At 66.8% G+C, this 18,321-nt stretch carries 16 protein-coding genes; 11 read left to right on the top strand and 5 right to left on the bottom strand.

Annotation, left to right across the window (positions count from 1 at the left end):
- Window positions 1–132 precede the first annotated feature (132 nt).
- The 3 genes from AB3347_RS05235 to AB3347_RS05225 form a co-directional block, all read right to left on the bottom strand.
- Complete coding sequence (locus tag AB3347_RS05235; RefSeq protein WP_369090722.1) at window positions 133–1,671, bottom strand: aspartyl protease family protein; 1,539 nt, start codon at window positions 1,669–1,671, stop codon at window positions 133–135.
- 136 nt (window positions 1,672–1,807) lie between these two features.
- Entirely contained in the window at window positions 1,808–2,236 is a 429-nt protein-coding gene (locus tag AB3347_RS05230; protein ID WP_369090721.1) for a DUF1841 family protein, read from the bottom strand.
- Window positions 2,237–2,390: 154 nt separating this feature from the next.
- Window positions 2,391–3,041 (bottom strand): RNA pyrophosphohydrolase, encoded by a 651-nt coding sequence (locus AB3347_RS05225; RefSeq protein WP_369090720.1) that lies wholly within the window; start codon window positions 3,039–3,041, stop codon window positions 2,391–2,393.
- Between the two features lie 309 nt (window positions 3,042–3,350).
- On the opposite strand from AB3347_RS05225, the gene AB3347_RS05220 reads away from it, so the two are divergent.
- The 4 genes from AB3347_RS05220 (at window position 3,351) to AB3347_RS05205 (ending at window position 8,658) form a co-directional block, all read left to right on the top strand.
- Window positions 3,351–5,069, top strand: a complete 1,719-nt coding sequence (locus AB3347_RS05220) for a proline--tRNA ligase (protein WP_369090719.1) — start codon at window positions 3,351–3,353, stop codon at window positions 5,067–5,069.
- Between the two features lie 11 nt (window positions 5,070–5,080).
- Window positions 5,081–5,704, top strand: a complete 624-nt coding sequence (locus AB3347_RS05215; RefSeq protein WP_369091074.1) for a lytic transglycosylase domain-containing protein — start codon at window positions 5,081–5,083, stop codon at window positions 5,702–5,704.
- A gap of 88 nt (window positions 5,705–5,792) precedes the next feature.
- Window positions 5,793–7,268 carry an alkaline phosphatase gene (locus AB3347_RS05210; protein WP_369090718.1) on the top strand — a complete coding sequence of 492 codons (1,476 nt, stop codon included), beginning with the start codon at window positions 5,793–5,795 and terminating at the stop codon, window positions 7,266–7,268.
- A gap of 10 nt (window positions 7,269–7,278) precedes the next feature.
- A complete protein-coding gene (locus AB3347_RS05205) occupies window positions 7,279–8,658 on the top strand; it encodes an alkaline phosphatase (protein ID WP_369090717.1) in 1,380 nt (459 codons plus the stop codon).
- 127 nt (window positions 8,659–8,785) lie between these two features.
- Here the strand turns inward: AB3347_RS05205 and AB3347_RS05200 are convergent, their stop codons facing one another.
- Entirely contained in the window at window positions 8,786–9,163 is a 378-nt protein-coding gene (locus tag AB3347_RS05200; protein WP_369090716.1) for an SWIB/MDM2 domain-containing protein, read from the bottom strand.
- Between the two features lie 231 nt (window positions 9,164–9,394).
- Window positions 9,395–10,762: a signal recognition particle protein gene (ffh, locus tag AB3347_RS05195; RefSeq protein ID WP_369090715.1), complete on the bottom strand. Its 1,368-nt coding sequence runs from the start codon at window positions 10,760–10,762 to the stop codon at window positions 9,395–9,397.
- Between the two features lie 276 nt (window positions 10,763–11,038).
- Here ffh and AB3347_RS05190 point away from each other — a divergent pair, with 276 nt between their 5' ends.
- The 7 genes from AB3347_RS05190 (at window position 11,039) to AB3347_RS05160 (ending at window position 18,024) form a co-directional block, all read left to right on the top strand.
- Window positions 11,039–12,010, top strand: coding sequence for an ABC transporter substrate-binding protein (locus AB3347_RS05190; RefSeq protein WP_369090714.1), 972 nt, complete (start codon window positions 11,039–11,041; stop codon window positions 12,008–12,010).
- Window positions 12,011–12,081: 71 nt separating this feature from the next.
- Window positions 12,082–12,882, top strand: coding sequence for an ABC transporter permease (locus AB3347_RS05185; protein ID WP_369091073.1), 801 nt, complete (start codon window positions 12,082–12,084; stop codon window positions 12,880–12,882).
- A 1-nt stretch (window position 12,883) separates the two neighbouring features.
- Window positions 12,884–13,711 carry an ABC transporter ATP-binding protein gene (locus AB3347_RS05180; protein ID WP_369090713.1) on the top strand — a complete coding sequence of 276 codons (828 nt, stop codon included), beginning with the start codon at window positions 12,884–12,886 and terminating at the stop codon, window positions 13,709–13,711.
- Between the two features lie 79 nt (window positions 13,712–13,790).
- The gene (locus tag AB3347_RS05175; RefSeq protein WP_369090712.1) at window positions 13,791–14,594 is read left to right on the top strand and encodes an inner membrane protein YpjD; all 804 of its coding nucleotides are present in this window, start codon (window positions 13,791–13,793) and stop codon (window positions 14,592–14,594) included.
- Entirely contained in the window at window positions 14,591–14,854 is a 264-nt protein-coding gene (locus AB3347_RS05170) for a PP0621 family protein (RefSeq protein ID WP_369090711.1), read from the top strand. The genes AB3347_RS05175 and AB3347_RS05170 overlap by 4 nt, the downstream gene beginning before the upstream one ends.
- An 8-nt stretch (window positions 14,855–14,862) precedes the next feature.
- A complete protein-coding gene (locus AB3347_RS05165; RefSeq protein ID WP_369090710.1) occupies window positions 14,863–16,542 on the top strand; it encodes a PAS domain-containing sensor histidine kinase in 1,680 nt (559 codons plus the stop codon).
- Window positions 16,543–16,557: 15 nt separating this feature from the next.
- Complete coding sequence (locus AB3347_RS05160; RefSeq protein WP_369090709.1) at window positions 16,558–18,024, top strand: sigma-54-dependent transcriptional regulator; 1,467 nt, start codon at window positions 16,558–16,560, stop codon at window positions 18,022–18,024.
- Window positions 18,025–18,321 lie beyond the last annotated feature (297 nt).

Here is an 18,321-nt window from a genome sequence, read left to right as displayed (position 1 = left end):
CGCCTAACAATTCCCCCAACAGCTGCGTTGCATCGTCTCGCCGTACTAGCGTACTGTCTTCGTGGTCCGCCACTGCGGCGCTGCGCCTTGCTCTTGGGGTTTTGTCAGGCGCTCTACGAGCGCTCCCCCGGCTCAGTCGCCCAGCCTGGTATAGGTCAGCTCGGGCGTGGTGCAGCTGGCCGCGATCTGGGCGTCGATGCCTTTTACCTGTTCCGGCTGGGCGTGTGCCCGGTACCAGTCGCCCATCGCCGCCAGCGCTTCGCAGCGGCGTTCCTTGCCTTCGCTGTTGGCGTCGCCCGCCTGCGCCAGCAGCTTGTCGGCGGAGAGATTGCCGAGGTAGAACTCGCCGATCGGTTTCGGCCATTCGTCGTTCTGGGTGCGCGTGAAGATGGTGGCCAGTTCCGACTTCGCCAGTTCGGGCTGGCCGGCGCGCATGCGGGCGACGTATAGCCACAGGGCGCCGTGGCGTTCGGCCGGCAGCTTGTCGAGCGCGCTGCGCAGGCGGGCGGCGGCGCCGGCATAGTCGCGCCCGGCCAGCAGCTTGCGGCCGCTGTACAGGTTGGCGTAGGGGCTGCCGCCCTTGGCGGCCTTGTCCAGCCATTCGGCGGCAAGGGTGTTGTCCTGCGGCGCCAGCTTGCCGTTGCGGTAGGCCGCCGCCACCACGTACTGGGCGTCGGCATTGCCGGCTTGCGCTTCGGCCATCACCCAGGGCTCGAGCTTGCGCCGCTGGCCGAAGGGTTCGCCGCCCACGTAGGAGAAGTACAGCTTGTTCTGGCTGAGGGCGAACAGCACCCGGTGGGCGCGCAGGAAGTCGGCGCCCAGCACCACGTCGGCCATGTTCAGGCCGGAGTCCTCGATGCCGATGTCGGCGTTCTTGACGATTTCCTCGCCGATCTGGAAAGTGGTCGCCACATGCCAGCGCGAGGCCGCGTAGTCGCCGACGCCGCCGATGTCGGTGCCGCGCGTGACGCCGGGTCCGTCGAGCGAGATGCCGGCGCGTTTGGCCGCGTCGGCGGTCATCACGCTGAAGGCGGCCCCGGTGTCGATCATCGCCTCCAGTTCCTTGCCGTTGATGCGCACAAAGAACTTGGGGTTCATGTGGTTCTGGTCGTGGCGCCGCAGCGGGACCTCCTGCACGTCCTGGGCCCAATAGCCGAGCCAGGCGCCACCGCACTTTTCGGGGACGAAGAAGGTCAGCTGCTTGCCCGCCAGCGAGATTTCCACGTCGGTCTGGAACAGGAAGGGCGCGCCGAGGATGCCGTCGTAGGAGGGCGTATCGCCGAAGCTGCCCAGCACCGGCATGTTGCTGCGGCCCGCGCGCACCGGCCCGACGATGAATTCGTTGGCGATCGAGGCGTACACGGGCGAGGTGCCGCCGAAGCCGCTGGCGCGGCGGCCGGTGGGATACAGCCGGATGCCGCGCCGCTCGGTGCCGGTGCGGGTCAGGACGGTCGCATAGGCGCCGGTGTCGACCAGCAGCTCGGCCGGGGTGCCGTTGATGCTGCCCTCGGTGGTGATCTCCAGGCCCGGACCGGTATAGCGCAGCGGCAGCTTGCCGATCGGGGTATAGGCGCACTTGGCCGCTTCGGCGCTGGCGTGGGCGAGGGGGACGAGGGCGCAGGCGAGGCCAAGGCCCAGGCGCACGGAGGCGCGGCGGAAGAGTGGGTTCATGCGTCAATACTACGGGGAATATTTCCCTTCAAGCAATGACGTATGCATAAAGCGCTGAAAACGTTGCAACTCGGAACATGATACAAAAAATGCGGCATCTGCCGCATTTTTGAATCGTTTTACCGCAATGCAGCCGCTAGCGGGTGGCGCGCTGGCGCACGCATTCGATATACGCTTCGGTATCCGGCGGCAAGCCATTGCGCTGCGAGGTCCAGATCATCTCGCCCAGGCATTCCATGATCTGGTGGTGCGCCTCGTGCTCGCCGATGCGGCTGACCAGGAGGTCGTGCGCCGCCTTGATGCCGCGCGGTTGGTCGATCGACACCTGCTCGGCGATCGATAGGTGCATCGACAGGTGCAGGAAAGGGTTCGGCTTGCCGCCTTCGACCGAATAGTCGCGCGCAATGGCCGCTTCCACGTCTTCGAGTTCGGCGTGGTATTCGGGATGCTGGACGATCCAGTCGGCCGCGATGGCGTCCATCGGGCTCAGGATCTCGCCGTTGCGCTGCTTGCGCAGGGCTTCGCAGAAAAAGCGGCGTACGTCGTGCGAGGACGGAGTAAACATGGGGAAGGGAAGAAAAAGAAACGGAGGCGGCATTGTAGCGCGATGCCGCCTGCCTTGCCGGCCGGCCCCGATGGGCGCGGGCGCCCGGCGCTTCGCGCGAACCGGGGGAGCCGGGTGAAGCATGTTGCCCGCTTCACCCGTCCACGCGGCTTGCCTATTTTTCCTGCGTCAGGACCAGCGCGTCCGGCAGGCTTGGCGCCGCGGCCGAGGCCGTGGCGGCTGCCGCAGCCATTGCCGGCTGCTGCGGCCCCTTGCCGGCGCCCTGCCCGCGGCCGTGCGGCTGGCGCAGGTAGCGTGCGCTATGGCGGCGCTCGCCATGCGGGCCCCTGGCCGGCCAGGTGATGAAACGCGACAATTCCTGCAGCGCACGCTGGTAGACATCGCGCTTGAACTCGATGACCACGTCCAGCGGCACCCAATAGTCGTGCCAGCGCCAGGCGTCGAACTCGGGGTGATCCGTCAGGCGCAGGTTGACGTCGTTGTCGCGCGCCATCATGCGCAACAGGAACCAGATCTGCTTCTGGCCACGGTAGTGGCCGCGGATCTCGCGCTTGATGAAGTGGTCGGGCACCTCATAGCGCAGCCAGTCGCGGGTGCGGCCCACGATCTTGACGTGCTCCTGGCGCAAGCCGATTTCTTCCTCGAGCTCGCGGTACATCGCCTGTTCCGGCGTCTCGCCGTATTTGATACCCCCTTGCGGAAATTGCCACGAGTGCTCGCGCACCCGCTTGCCCCACCACACCTCGTTGTTGGCGTTCAGCAGGATGATGCCGACGTTGGGGCGGAACCCTTCACGATCGAGCATAAGTGCACCTCGAAACTTTCTGCCGGCCGTACGATCCTTCGAGCGCCTGACAATTCCCCCAATAGCTGCGTTGCATCGTCTCGCCGTACCAAAGTACTGTCTTCGACGCTGCGCCTTGCTCCTGGGGTATTGTCCGACTCTCTTATATTTTTACCCACAAAGTGCCTTGCCGACCCGGTCGGCTGCTTGCCGACGGGAGGAGTGATGCTTGTTCCGGACCCATTTGTAGAAAGATTGGACGCATCAGCCAGCTAATCCTTTAAAATTAGGTCGATTATAACCCTCTCTTTTTAAAAAGAATTCACGGATATGCGTGCCTCACGATTTTTTATTTCAACTCTCAAAGAAGCGCCTTCCGACGCCGAAATCGTCAGCCACCAGCTGATGATGCGTGCCGGGATGATCAAGCGGCTCGGTTCGGGCATCTACACCTACATGCCGACCGGCCTGCGCATCATCCGTAAGGTCGAAAACATCATCCGCGAAGAAATGAACAAGGCAGGCGCCATCGAGCTCCTGATGCCGCTCGTGCAGCCGGCCGAACTGTGGCAGGAGACCGGCCGCTGGGACAAGATGGGCCCCGAGCTCATGCGCGTCAAGGACCGCCACGGCCGCGAATTCGCCATCCAGCCGACCTCGGAAGAAGTCGTGACCGACGTCGTGCGCAGCGAGATCAAGTCCTACCGCCAGCTGCCGATCAACTTCTACCACATCCAGACCAAGTTCCGCGACGAGCGCCGCCCGCGCTTCGGCCTGATGCGCGGCCGCGAATTCACGATGAAGGATGCATACTCGTTCGACCGCGACGTCGAGGGCATGCAGAAGTCCTACGAGAATATGTTCGAGGCGTACACGCGCATTTTCAACCGTTTCGGCCTGAAGTTCCGCGCGGTGGCGGCCGACAACGGCGCCATCGGCGGCACCGGCTCGCATGAATTCCACGTCATCGCCAGCACCGGCGAAGACGCGCTGGTGTACTGCCCGAGCTCGGACTACGCCGCCAACATCGAAGCCGCCGAAGCGCTGGCCGGCGGCGAGCGTGGCGCGGCCACCCAGCCGCTCACCAAGACCTCGACCCCCGGCAAGACCAAGTGCGAAGCCGTGGCCGAGCTGCTGAACATCCCGCTGCAGCAGCACGTCAAGAGCATCGCCCTGACCGTCGAGAACGAAGGCAAGAAGAACTACTTCCTGCTGCTGCTGCGCGCCGACCACGAATTGAACGAGATCAAGGTCAGCAAGGTCGCGGGCCTGAAGGACTTCCGCTTCTCGACCGAAGCCGAAATCCAGGAAGCCTACGGCACCGTGCCGGGCTACCTCGGCCCGATCGGTACCAAGCTGCCGGTCACCGTGGTTGCCGACCGCACCGTCGCCAACATGGCCGACTTCGTCTGCGGCGCCAACGAGCTCGATTACCACTACACCGGCGCCAACTGGGGCCGCGACGTGGCCGAGCCGATCGTGGCCGACCTGCGTAACGTGGTCGAGGGCGACGCTTCGCCGGACGGCAAGGGCGTGCTGGCGATCGAGCGCGGCATCGAGGTGGGCCACGTGTTCCAGCTCGGCACCGCCTACTCGGAAGCGATGGGCGCCACCTTCCTGGACGAAGCCGGCAAGCCGGCCCCGCTGCAGATGGGCTGCTACGGCATCGGCGTGACCCGCATCCTGGGCGCCGCCATCGAGCAGAATTACGACGACAAGGGCATCATCTGGCCGGACGCCATCGCCCCCTTCGAGCTGGTGCTGTGCCCGATGGGCCTGGACCGCAGCGAGATGGTCAAGGAGAGAACCGAGCAGCTGTACGCGGAACTCAGCGCCGCCGGCATCGACGTCATCCTGGATGACCGCGGCCTGCGTCCGGGCGCCATGTTCGCCGACTGGGAACTGATCGGCGTGCCGCACCGCATCGTGATCGGCGAGCGCGGCCTCAAGGAAGGCAACCTGGAATACCAGGGCCGCCGCGACGAAGCCGCCACCAGCGTGCCGGTCGACGGCATGCTCGCCTTCATCAAGGCCAAGCTGGGCAAGTGAGCGCAGTGACGCTGTTCCCTTCGGCGGCGAGCGCGCTGCTCGCCGGCGCCTTGCTGCTCGGCGCACTGTTGGGTAATCCCGCGCAGGCCGGCAACCAGAAAGAGGAGCAGCTGGCCGACGCGGTGCGCCTGGCCCTGGCCAACGCCATCCACGACAGCCGGCCGCCGAAACCGGTGCTGCGCGACGCGCAGGCGCGGGCGCGCTACCAGGCCTGGTTCGACGAGATGTCGCGCCGGCTCGTCAAGCGCATCCCCGACGCCTTGTCGCGCACCGAGTTCCTCGAAGCGGTCTGGTACGAAGCCACCCGCGCCGGCCTCGATCCGGGGCTGGTGCTGGGCCTGATCCAGGTGGAGTCGGCCTACCGCAAGTACGCGATCTCGATCGCCGGCGCGCGCGGCTACATGCAGGTGATGCCCTTCTGGACCAAGGTGATCGGCGACAGCGACCGCCGCATGCTGTTCCACATGCAGACCAACCTGCGCTATGGCTGCTCGATCCTGCGCATGTACATCGACATGGAGCGCGGCAACCTCTACCTGGCCCTCGGCCGCTACAACGGCAGCCGCGGCAAGCCGCAGTATCCGAACGCGGTGCTGGCGGCCTGGAAGAAGTGGGAGTTCGGGCCGAAGGCCTGACGCGGCGCCAACAATCCCGCAACAATTCCCCCCGCCATATGCACTTGGCAAGGTGTAAACTCTGCGATTTCCCGACGTAGAGGTTCCCATGCGATTGTCCCCCCTCGCCGCAGCGGCCCTGACTGTCCTGGCCGCCGCCCTGGCCGGCTGCGCCGCCGTGCCGCCCGCTTCACAGGCGCCGTCCCAGGCGCCCACCCAGGCCTACCAGGAGCAGCGTGCGAAGAACGTGATCTTCTTCCTGGGCGACGGCATGGGCCTGAACACGCTGACCGCCGCGCGCATCTTCCACGCCGGCGAAGAGGGCGAGCTCACCATCGACCGCCTGCCCGAATCGGCCTTCGTGAAGACCTTCTCGAACGACGCCATGGTCACCGACAGCGCCGCCGGCATGGCTGCCTACATGACCGGCGTGAAGCAGAACAACGGCGTGATCTCGATGTCCGCCGGCACCCGCTCGATCGCGCCGGGCAAGGACGCCAACGGCAATGCCCTGGTCAGCAAGTGCGAGAACGGTTCGCCCGCGACCACCTTGCTGGAACTGGCGCGCCGCCGCGGCATGGCGCTGGGCGTGGTGACCAATACCAGCGTCACCGACGCGACCCCCGCATCCGCCTACGGCCATGGCTGCCACCGCAAGCTCGAGACCGACTTCGCGGCCATGCTGGTGCCGGGCGGCGCCGGCTACAACAATGCATTGGGAAGCCGCGGCCTGGACGTCCTGTTCGGCGGCGGCGCCCAGTTCTTCACGCCCTTCGCCCGCGGCGGCAAGCGTGCCGACAACCGCGACCTGCTGGCCGAACTGGGACAGCAGGGTTTCCGCGTGGTGTCGGATACGGCGCAGTTCAATGCGCTCGGCGCCAACCCGCAGCAGCCGGCCATCGGCCTGTTCGCCCAGAACCACATGGATTACGACGCCGTGCGCGACCAGGCGAAGCAGCCCAGCCTGAGCGAGATGACGCGCAAAGCCATCGACCTGCTGGCGCCGCATGCCGGCGCCCAGGGCAAAGGCTTCTTCCTGGTGGTGGAGGGCGGCCTGATCGACCACGCGCTGCACGCCACGTTGGCGAAGCGCGCGCTGCAGGAAACCGTGTCCTACAACGACGCCATGCAGGCCGCGCTGGACAAGATGGAAGCGCTGGATCCGGGCCTGAAGAACACCCTGGTGGTCGCCACCGCCGACCACGACCACACGCTGCTCCTGAACGGCTACACGGTCCGCACCGGCAAGACCACCCCGACCAATCCGGGCGTGCTGGGCCTGGTGCGCAACGGCGACGGCAGCCCGAAGCTGGACCGCGAGGGCCGTCCCTTCACCATCATCGGCTTCGGCAACGGCGAGAACCGCACCAATGGCAGCCGCGCGACCAAGCCGGCCCTCACCGACGAGATCGTGACGCGCGACGACTACCACCAGGAAGCGGTGGTGCGCACCCGCACCGGCGCCGAGACGCACGGCGGCACCGACGTCTACCTGGGCGCCGCCGGCGCCGGCGCGGAACTGTTCCGCGGCACCATCGACAACACCCGCGTCTTCGGCCTGATCAAGACCGCAGCCGGCCTGTAAGGAGACCACCATGCACAAACGACTTTCCCTCCTGCTGGCCGCCGGCGTCTTCAGCGTGGGCGCGGCCAACGTGGCCGCCGCCCCGCAGGCCAAGAACATCATCTTCTTCCTCGGCGACGGCATGGGTCCGACCGCGATCACCGCCGCCCGCATCTTCGGGCACGGCGAAGCGGGCCTGTTGAACTTCGAACGGCTGGAGCGCACCGCGCGCATCAAGACCTATTCGAACGACTTCCAGACCACCGACAGCGCGCCCTCGATGGGCGCCTACATGACCGGCGTGAAGATCAACCAGGACGGCATCTCGATCAAGGATGCGCGCGCCATCGACCCCGAGCGCGACGCCAACGGCAACCGCACGATCGACAAGTGCGCGCCGAACGACGGCGTGATCGTGCCGACCATCCTGGAACTGGCCAAGGCTGCCGGCCGTGCCGTCGGCGCCGTCACCACCACCGAGCTGACCCACGCCACCCCGGCCTCGACCTTCTCGCACGTGTGCCACCGTGACGCGGCCTACAGCATCGCGCGCCAGATCGTGCCGGGCGGGCAGGGCTACAACACCGCATTGAAAGACGGCGTGGACGTGCTGATGGGCGGCGGCCGCCACCACTTCACCCCCTACGACAAGGCGAGCAATCCGAAGGGCCGTGCGGACGGGCGCGACCTGGTGGCCGAATTCGCGGCCCAGGGCTACGCCGTCGGCCGCAGCCGCGCCGACATGATGTCGGCGCGCCCGGGCCGCAAGTTCGTCGGCCTCTACAGCGCCGACACCCACATGGACTATTCCCTGGCACGCCGCCCGGAGCAGCCGACCCTGAGCGAGATGGCGCTCAAGGCGATCGAACTGCTCTCCAACGATCCGGACGGCTTCTTCCTGATGGTCGAGGGCGGCAAGATCGACCACGCCCTGCACGACAACAACGCGAAAAACGCGCTGGCCGACACCGTGGCCTTCGACGAGGCGATCCAGGCCGCGATCGAGCGCATGCGGCAAATCGACCCGGGGCTGGAAAACACCCTGATCGTGGTGACGGCCGACCATGACCACACGATGGTCCTGAACGGCTACCCGAAGCGCGGCAGCAAGGTGCTCGACATCGTGCACGACTACGCCACCGGCGAGCCGAAGAAGGACGCCGACGGCAAGACCTTCACCGCCCTGGTCTTCGGCAACGGCAAGCTGCGCCCCGACCTGCGCGCCGACGTCGACAGCGCGCAGGCGCAGGCCGACGGCTACCAGCAGGAAGCAGGCGTGCGCACCGTGTACGAGTCGCACGGCGGCGGCGACGTGAAGCTGTATGCGACCGGCGCGGGCTCGGCGCCGTTCAAGGGGACGATGGAGAATACCCAGGTCTTCCACCTGATGAAGGCGGCGGCGGGATTGTAGAGCAGGATGCGCGTTGACCGTAGGGTGGTCGGCGAAGCCGGCCACCCTACAAAGCTGAAGCAAAAACAAAAAGCCCCGGTCTCCCGGGGCTTTTCGTTTGCAAGGCTACTGGACAGCCGGCCAGTGCTTACTTCAGGTGGTCCGAAATGAGCTTGGTCATTTCGAACATCGACACCTGGGCCTTGCCGCCGAAGACAGCCTTCAGCTTGTCGTCGGCGTTGATCATGCGGCGGTTCGCTGCGTCTTGCAGGTTTTCTTTCTTGATGTAGTCCCAGACCTTCTTGGTGACTTCGGTGCGTGGCAGCGGCTTGTTGCCGACCACTGCTGCCAGTTCGCCCGACGGCGTCATCTCTTTCATGAAAGCGGCGTTCGGCTTGCGTGCCGCTGCCGGCTTCGCTGCTGCTTTTGCTGGAGCTGCTTTTTTTGCTGCAGGCTTGGCCGCTGCGGCTGGCTTGGCAGCTGCTTTCTTGGCCGGCGCTGCGGTGGATTTTTTGGCTGTTGCCATCTTCGAGCCTCCTAAAACGATCACAGGGAAAGTTGCGTTATCGACGCACCGGCTTATATTGGTGGCCTTTTACTGTTCATGCAAGTCTTTTTCGAAATTTTTTCACTCTGATAAGCCCCGAAATGCGCGCTATCGCACACTGGGAGCGCTCCAATTGAAAAAACCGCGCTTCCGAATGTAAAAAACCGCGCCAGGCCAGTGCCCGCGCGGTTTTCGGGGAGTGCAGGAAGATCAGCGCAGGCCGGGCATCATGCCCTTCATCCCGCGCATCATTTTCATCAGGCCGCCGCCTTTGAGCTTCTTCATCATGGTCTGCATCTGGTCGTACTGGTTCAGCATGCGGTTCACTTCCTGCACCTGCACGCCGGCGCCGGCCGCGATGCGGCGCTTGCGGTTGGCCTTGATCAGGTCCGGCTTGGCGCGTTCGAGCGGCGTCATCGAGTCGATGATGCCGACCATGCGGCGCACCTGCTTCTCGGCCTGGTCCATGTTGGCGCCGCTTGCCGCCTGCTGGAACTGCGCCGGCAGTTTATCCAGCAGGCCCGACATGCCGCCCATCTTCTTCATCTGGGTCAGCTGCGCCTTGAAGTCGTTCATGTCGAACTTGCCGCCGCTTTTGATCTTGTTCGCCAGCTCGGTCGCCGCTTCGGCGTCCACGCCCTTGCGCGCTTCTTCGACCAGCGCCAGGATGTCGCCCATGCCCAGCACGCGGTTGGCCATGCGGCTCGGATCGAAGGCTTCCAGGCCGTCCAGCTTCTCGGACACGCCGGCAAACTTGATCGGCTTGCCGGTCACGTGGCGCACCGACAGGGCCGCGCCGCCGCGCGAATCGCCATCGAGCTTGGTCAGCACCACGCCGGTGAGCGGCAGGGCGTCGTTGAAGGCCTTGGCGGTGTTGATCGCGTCCTGGCCCAGCATGGCGTCGACCACGAACAGGGTCTCGACCGGATTGACGGCGGCGTGCACCGCGGCGATCTCCTGCATCATCGCTTCGTCGATGCCCAGGCGGCCGGCGGTGTCGATGATCAGGACGTCGTGGTAGTGCTTCCTGGCCCAGTCCAGCGCATTCTTCGCGATGTCGACCGGCTTGTCGGTGGCGCTGCTCGGGAAGAAGTCGGCGCCGACCTGCTTGGTGACGGATTCCAGCTGCGCGATCGCGGCGGGGCGGTAGACGTCGGCGGAGACGGTCAGGACCTTCTTTTTCTTCTGCTCTTTTAAATACTTGGCCAGCTTGCCGGTGGTGGTGGTCTTGCCCACGCCCTGCAGGCCGGCCATCAGGATGATCGCCGGCGGCTGCTGGGCGAAGGACAGCTGGGTGGCTTCGGGGCCGAGGTCGGCGCCCATCAGGGCGGCCAGCTCGCGCTGCACCACGCCGACCAGGGCCTGGCCCGGGCTGAGCGAGCCGATGACTTCTTCGCCCAGCGCTTTTTCCTTCACTTTGGCGATGAATTCGCGCACCGCCGGCAGCGCCACGTCGGCCTCGAGCAGGGCCATGCGCACTTCGCGCAGCATCTCGGCGGTGTTCGCCTCGGTAAGGCGCGCCTCGCCGCGCATCGTCTTGACGACCTTGGCTAGGCGTTGGGTAAGGTTATCTAACATGTTTTACCTGACTATATATACGACGGCATTCGAATACGGGCGCATTCGATCATCCGCCATTTTACCTTGCACAGGCCGCCGAGTTCGACCAGGGCAGCGATCTAGCGCAGTTTTTCCTCAAGGGCGATGTTCCCGATCAGTTGGAAACCTTGCCGTTTTTGACATAACTCACGTACCTCTAGGCCGTTTCCCCTCAGCATCGACCACTGTGCCGCGTATGTTTCATCGTGGCAGACACGGATGACACTATCTGTCTTGCATAAGGGAGAACGACGCATGATCAAGGTATTCGGCAGCATCCTCGCCGCGACCGCCCTGCTGGCAGCAGGCGGCGCCGGGGCCCAGGACGTGGTCCGGCTCGGCAATTTGAAGTTCGCGCACTTCGGCGCGGTATCGTACATCAAGGAGATCGCGCCCAAGTGCGGCATCCGGGTCGAGGAAAAGGTGTTTCCGAAGGGCCTGGACGTGATGCAGGCCATCATCGCCGGCGAGCTGGACGTGGGCGCCACCGCCTCGGAAGCTGCGATCTCCGGCCGCGCCGGCGGGGCGCCGATCGTCGTGGTGGCCGGCTTCGCCAAGGGAGGCGCCCGGCTGGTGGCGCGGCCCGAACTGCAGATCCGCAGCGTGGCGGGGCTCAAGGGCCGGCGCGTGGGAGTGACCCGCGGCGCGATCCAGGAAGTGCTGCTGATGGCGCAGCTGGCCAAGCACGGCCTGAAGGCCGACGCTGCGCCCGGCAAGGACGTGCAGCTGGTGTTCCTGCCGTATGCCGACCTGAACGGGGCGCTGCTCGGCAAGCAGATCGACGCCATGATGCAGTCCGAGCCGCAGTCTTCGCAGGCCATCAACAAGGGTTTCGGCGCCGAGGTCCTGAAGCCCTACGACACGCCGGTCGGCGAGCCGGTGCGCACCATGGTCATGACCGAGAAGTTCTATCGCGAGCGACGTCCGGTGGCGGAAAAGTTCATGCGCTGCTTCGTCGAGGCCACCAGGACCTTCATCGACCAGCCGGCCGTGGCCGAGAAGTACGTGCGCGAGGTGGTGTTCAAGAACCAGATCACGAGCGAGGACTTCCAGGACGCGATCCGCAATTCGCCGTATTCCTTCGACATCACGCCCGAGCACATCCAGGTCACCACCGACATCATGGCCAGCACCGGGGTCGGGCGCATGGCGCGGCCGCCGCTGGCGCGGGACTGGGTGCGCACCGACCTGCTGGCGGCCGCCAAGAAGAGCCTGGACGTGAAATGAGCGAGGAGACGACGATGACGACGACGACGACCAGGAACCGGCGCGCCCTTTCCCGTGAACGCTGGAGCGAGATGGCCCTGGGCGCGGTGGTGCCGGTGGCGGCCCTCCTGCTGTGGCAGTGGGTCGCGATGAACGGCTGGGTCAATCCGCAGGTGCTGCCGGCGCCGCTCGACGTCGGGCGCAAGTGGGTGGCCTACCTGCTGCCGCTGGTGCCCTTCGAGGCCTATACCGAGGGCGGCTGGTGGAAGTGGGCGCTGTCGGGCGAGCTGCCGATCGACATCTACACCAGCATGGTGCGGGTGGTGGTGGGCTTCGCCATCGGGGCCGGGCTGGCGCTGCCGCTCGGGCTGGCGATGGGCGCGAGCCGCCTCGTGTATGCCTGGATGAACCCGCTGGTGCAGATCCTGCGCCCGATCCCGCCGATCGCCTACATCCCGCTGGCCATCCTGTGGTTCGGGCTCGGCAACCCGCCGGCGGTGTTCCTGATCGCGCTGGGCGCCTTCTTCCCGGTGCTGATGAATACCATCGCCGGGGTGCGCCACGTGGACGGCATCTACCTGCGCGCGGCGCGCAACCTGGGCGCCGGCGGGGCCACCATGTTCCTGCGCGTGATCCTGCCGGCCGCCGTGCCCTACATCCTGTCGGGCGTGCGGATCGGGATCGGCACCGCCTTCATCTTGGTGATCGTCTCCGAGATGATCGCCGTGAACAACGGACTGGGTTTCCGCATCCTGGAAGCGCGCGAGTACTTCTGGTCGGACAAGATCATCGCCGGGATGATCACCATCGGCATGCTCGGCCTGGCCATCGACATCGCCATGAACCGCCTCAACAACCACCTGCTGCGCTGGCACCGCGGCCTGGAGCAATGACATGAACGCACCGCATGCATTCCAAGCGCAGGTCCCGGAGCCGCATATCCGGGTCGAGGGCGTCAACAAGGTCTTCGCCACCGGAGACAGGACGGTGACCGCGCTGCAGGACATCCACCTGGACATCCCGCGCGGCCAGTTCACCTGCCTGCTGGGCCCCTCGGGCTGCGGCAAGTCGACCCTGCTCAACGCCGTGGCGGGCTTTTCGCTGCCCAGCAGCGGCACCATCGCGGTCGACGGCAAGCCGGTCACCGCGCCGGGGCCGGAGCGCGGCATGGTGTTCCAGGAATACGCGCTGTTCCCCTGGATGACGGTGGAGGACAACATCGCCTTCGGCCTGCACATCAAGGGCATGAGCAAGAGCGCGATCCGCGACCGGGTGGGCGAGCTGCTGTCCATGCTGTCGCTGGGCGACTTCCGCCAGCGCTTTCCCAAGGACCTGTCGGGCGGCATGCGCCAGCGGGTGGCGATCGCGCGCGTGCTGGCGCTGGATTCGCCCATCATGCTGATGGACGAGCCCTTCGGCGCCCTGGACGCGCTCACCCGCCGCAACCTGCAGGAAGAGCTGCTGCGCATCTGGTCCGGGCTGAACAAGACCATCATCTTCGTTACCCACAGCATCGAGGAAGCGATCTTCCTGGCCGACCGCATCGTCGTGATGACCTACCGGCCGGGCACCATCAAGCGCGACCTGCTGGTCGAGATCCCGCGCATGCGCGACCCGGCCGCGCCGGTATTCAATGCGCTCAAGCGGGAACTGGGGGTGATGGTGATGGAAGAGCAGCAGCGCCACCATACCGACGAGTTGCGGCTGGCGGCGGTGGACTAGCCTCGCGCGCTCTTGAATAAGGCTTAGGGGCAGGGGAGGAGCCCGCCCCCACCATTTCCCGATGGTGTAGACTCTTATTATGCAGAACTCCCTCTTCCTCGCCGCGGCCCTGCTGTACGCGGTGTGCGCCCTGCTGCCGTCGCGCCGGGGCGCCCTCATCTCTGGCGTCACCGCCGCGGCCTGGGCGGTGCATGGCGCCGCGCTCGGGCTCGACGTGTCCGAACCCGGCCGGCTGCGCGTCGGCTTCGCCATCATGCTGTCCAGCGCACTGTGGGTGTCGGTGGCCGCCTACTGGCTGGAAAACCGCAACTTCGCCCTGGACGGCATGCGCCGCCTGGTGATGCCCTTCGCCTGCGTCGCCGCGCTGCTGCCGGTGCTGTTCCCGGGCAGCCTGCTGGCGCTGCACGGCCAGTCGCCCGCCTTCGGCTGGCACGTCGCGGTCGCGGTGCTGGCCTACAGCACGCTCACCATTGCCGCCTTCCACGCCGTGCTGATGGCGCTGCAGGAGGCGCGGCTGCACACCCGCGGCGCCGGCGGCGGCTGGCTCGGCAGCGCGCTGGACCAGTTGCCGGCCCTCCTGACCATGGAAAAGCTGCTGTTCCGCGTCATCTGGATCGGTTTCATCCTGCTCAGCCTGACCGTGCTGTCGGGTGTGGTGTTCTCCGAACAGCTGTTCGGCAGCGCCCTGCGCCTCGACCACAAGAGCGTGTTCGCGCTGCTGTCCTGGCTGCTGTTCGCGGCGCTGCTGGCGGGGCGCCGCTGGCAGGGCTGGCGCGGCAAGACCGCGCTGCGCTTCACCCTGGCAGGCTTCGCCACGCTGGCGCTGGCCTACGTCGGCAGCCGCTTCGTGCTCGAAGTCGTCCTGCACCGGGGGATCGCATGAGCCGCATCCTGTTCTGGCTCCTGCTGATCGGGCTGGTCGTCATGGCCGTGCGCGCCAAGCTCAAGGGCCTGGGGGCGCGCCGGCAGCCGCCGCTCGACCGGCAGCCGCCACAGCAGCAGCGGCGCGAGACCTCCGTGCCCGCGATCGAAACCATGACCCAGTGCGCGCACTGCGGCATCCACTTCCCGGCATCCGAAGCGATCCACGCCGACGGCCACGACTACTGCTCGCCGGGCCACGTGCGCCTGCCGCCGCAGTAAGGCGGCCGATGACGTCCCCGGTTCCGCCCAAGGCGGCGCTGTCGCGCGAAGCGCGCACGACCCTGTGGCGCTCGCTCCAGACCTTCACCATCACCCGCGTCGTCATCGCGCTGGTGCTGCTGCTCTACCTGGGCGTGAGCTTCAGCGGCGGCGGCCTGCGCCTGGATGGCGTCAATACCCGCACCTGCCTGGCCTACCTGGCGGCGGCGCTGGTGTTCGGCGCGCTCGGCACCTGGTGGCGGCGCCGCTTCGCCCTGCAGCTGGGCTGCCAGATCGCGGTCGACCTGGCCGTGATCTCGCTGCTCTACCTGGAAACCGGCGGCATGCGCAGCGGCCTGGCGATCCTGTACCTGTTCCCGCTGGCCGGCGCCGCCATCCTGGCGCCGCTGACGCTGGCGCTGTTCGCGAGCGCCGTCGCCACGCTGTTCCTGCTGGCGGAAAGCACCTGGCAGGTGTTCATGCAGGAGCGCCAGCCGCCGCTGATGCAGGCCGGCCTGTACGGCGCCGCCTTCTTCGCCGGCACGCTGCTGGTGAACCGCCTGGCGGCGCGCCTGATCAAGCAGGAAGAGCTGGCGGCGCAGCGCGGCGCCGACCTGCGGGTCCAGCAGGCGATCAACGGCATCGTGATCGCCGACGTCGGCGACGGCATCCTGGTGGTGGGCGACGACAGCACGGTCTTTACCGGCAACCCGGCGGCGCGCCGCATGCTTGGCCTGGAGGGCGAGGTGGCGGCCTTCCGGCTCGGCGAGGCGCCGGGACTGGAGCCGCTTGACCAGGCCTTCGCCGACTGGCTAGGCGCGCCTGCCGAAGGCGCCGCCTTCGTCACCGTCAAGCCCTATCACGAAGAGGCCGGCCCGCTGCGCGGCCGGCGCGACCAGCCGGTGCACCTGAAGCTGCGCTTCGCGCGCGTCGATACGCTCGACGTGGCGCTGGGGCGCAGCGTGGTGTTCATGCAGGACGTCAGCGCCATCGAAAACCAGGCGCAGCAGCTCAAGCTGGCCTCGATGGGGCGCCTCACCGCCAGCATCGCGCACGAGGTGCGCAATCCGCTGTCGGCGATCGGCCACGCCACCGCGCTGCTGGCCGAAGACCTGCACGGCCCGGCCGAGGTGCGCCTGCTGAAGATCATGGGCGACAACGTGGCGCGCGTGAACCGCATGGTCGAGGACATCCTGCAGCTGTCGCGCAAGGTGCAGCCGAACGGCGAGCCGCTGCGGCTGGCGGCTTTCCTCGCCGAGCTGAAGGCCGAATTCTGCGAAACCCATGACCTGGCCGATGATATAGTCCATGTCGGCGACGCCGGCGACAACACGGTGCGCTTCGATCCGCTGCACCTGCACGAAGTGCTGCTCAACCTGCTGGGCAACGCGATCCGCTATGCCAGCCGGGCGCCCGCCAGCATCCGCATCTTTCCGGCGCGCGACGCCGCCGGCCGCATCGAGCTGCACGTGCAGGACGACGGCCCCGGCATCACACCCGAAGTGCGCGCCCACCTGTTCGAGCCGTTTTATACGACCTCGAGCAAGGGCACCGGGCTGGGCCTGTACCTGGCGCGCGAGCTGTGCCTGAACAACGACGCGAAGCTCGACTACGAATACCGCTTCGACGCCGCCATGGGGCCGCGCCGCGCCAGCGGACGCTTCGTGATCAGCTTTTCGCAGCCGGCCCGCGAAGGCCAGGCTGCCTGACAGACAGAGAGAACCATGACCGCACCCCGCATCCTGGTGGTCGACGACGAAGCCGACCTGCGCGAACTGCTCGAGATCACCCTGCTCAAGATGGGGCTGGACGTCGACAGCGCCGCCACGCTGCGCCAGGCGCGCGGCCTGGTCGAGGAACACGACTACGCCCTGATCCTGACCGACATGCGCCTGCCCGACGGCCTCGGGCTGGAGCTGGTGCGCGAAGTGAGCGCCTCGCACAAGGGCACGCCGATCGCCGTCATCACGGCCTACGGCAGCGCCGAGAACGCCGTGGTGGCGCTCAAGGCGGGCGCCTTCGACTACATCTCCAAGCCGGTGGCGCTGGACGCGCTGCGCCTGATGGTGCGCTCGGCCCTGAAGCTGCTCGATGCTCCGGCGGCCCGGCCGGACGGCGCCGCGCCCGGCTCGCGCATGATCGGCGACTCGCCGGCGATGGCGGCGCTGCGCGCCCAGATCGGCCGGCTGGCGCGCTCGAACGCGCCGATCTCGATCACCGGCGAATCGGGCAGCGGCAAGGAACTCGCCGCGCGCGAGATCCACGCCCAGAGTTCGCGCGCCGGCAAGCCCTTCGTGGCGGTGAACTGCGGCGCCATTCCCGAGACCCTGATGGAGGCCGAGTTCTTCGGCTACCGCAAGGGCGCCTTCACCGGCGCCGCCGAGGAGCGCGACGGTTTCTTCCAGGCGGCCGACGGCGGCACCCTGATGCTGGACGAAGTGGCCGACCTGCCGCTGCCGATGCAGGTCAAGCTGCTGCGCGTCATCCAGGAGCGGCGCGTGCGCAAGATCGGCGCCACCAGCGAGGAGCCGGTGGACGTGCGCATCATCAGCGCCACCCACCAGGACCTGGCCAGGTGCGTGGAGCAGGGCAGGTTCAGGCAGGATTTGTTCTATCGCCTGAACGTGATCGAGCTGTCGCTGCCGCCGCTGCGCGAACGCATCGACGACCTGGCCCCGCTGGCCGACGCGATCCTGGCGCGCCTGGCCGGGCCGGGACAGGCGGCGCTGGGGCCGGGCGTGCTCGAGGCGCTGCGCGCATATTCCTTCCCGGGCAATATCCGCGAGCTGGAAAACGTGCTGGAGCGGGCGCTGGCCTTCGCCAACGACGGCGTGATCCAGGTGGGCGACCTGTCGCTGAAGGCGGCGCGGCCGGGCGAGGGCCAGGCGCGCACCGCGGCGCCATCGGCGCCGGCGCAAGCCGCGACGCCCGAGTCCGGGCGGGAACCGGCGCCCGCCGCGCAGGCGGCCGCGGCGCCGGCGCCGCAGGCCCTGTCGCTGCTCGGCCCGAACGGCCTGCCCGGCAACCTGCCCGAATACCTGATACAGGTCGAGCGCGACATCATCGGGCGCGCCCTGCAGCAGACCCAGTTCAACCGCACCCAGGCGGCGAGCCTGCTCGGCATCAGCGTGCGCCAGCTGCGCTACCAGATGCAGAAGCTGGACATCTGCGCGCCGGACGACAACGCCTGAGGTTTGCCCTGCAAAAGCAAGACCGGCCATGTCATCATGTTGTCTTTTCGCCAGTGCAAAATGCAGCGCTTCAATGCGGCGCGCATGGCGCTGATGAAGTCTTGTGCAGGCTTCCCGAACAAGGTTAGCGCTCACTCACCGCATACTGCCCGTCGTTTGGCTGAAGCTGGGTTGTCAAGCCCATGCACCAAAAAAAACAAAAAAAATTGAGAAGGTATTCACTTGCCCTGACCTAGGTCAGGTACTACAATTAGTCTCATCTCAAGATCGAACACTAGATGTAGTGGTACTGAACCG

Source organism: Massilia sp. X63 (assembly GCF_041023745.1).
GTDB lineage: Bacteria > Pseudomonadota > Gammaproteobacteria > Burkholderiales > Burkholderiaceae_D > Telluria.
Note: the sequence above shows the minus strand (reverse complement) of the source record. Positions and strands in the feature narration are given on the sequence as shown.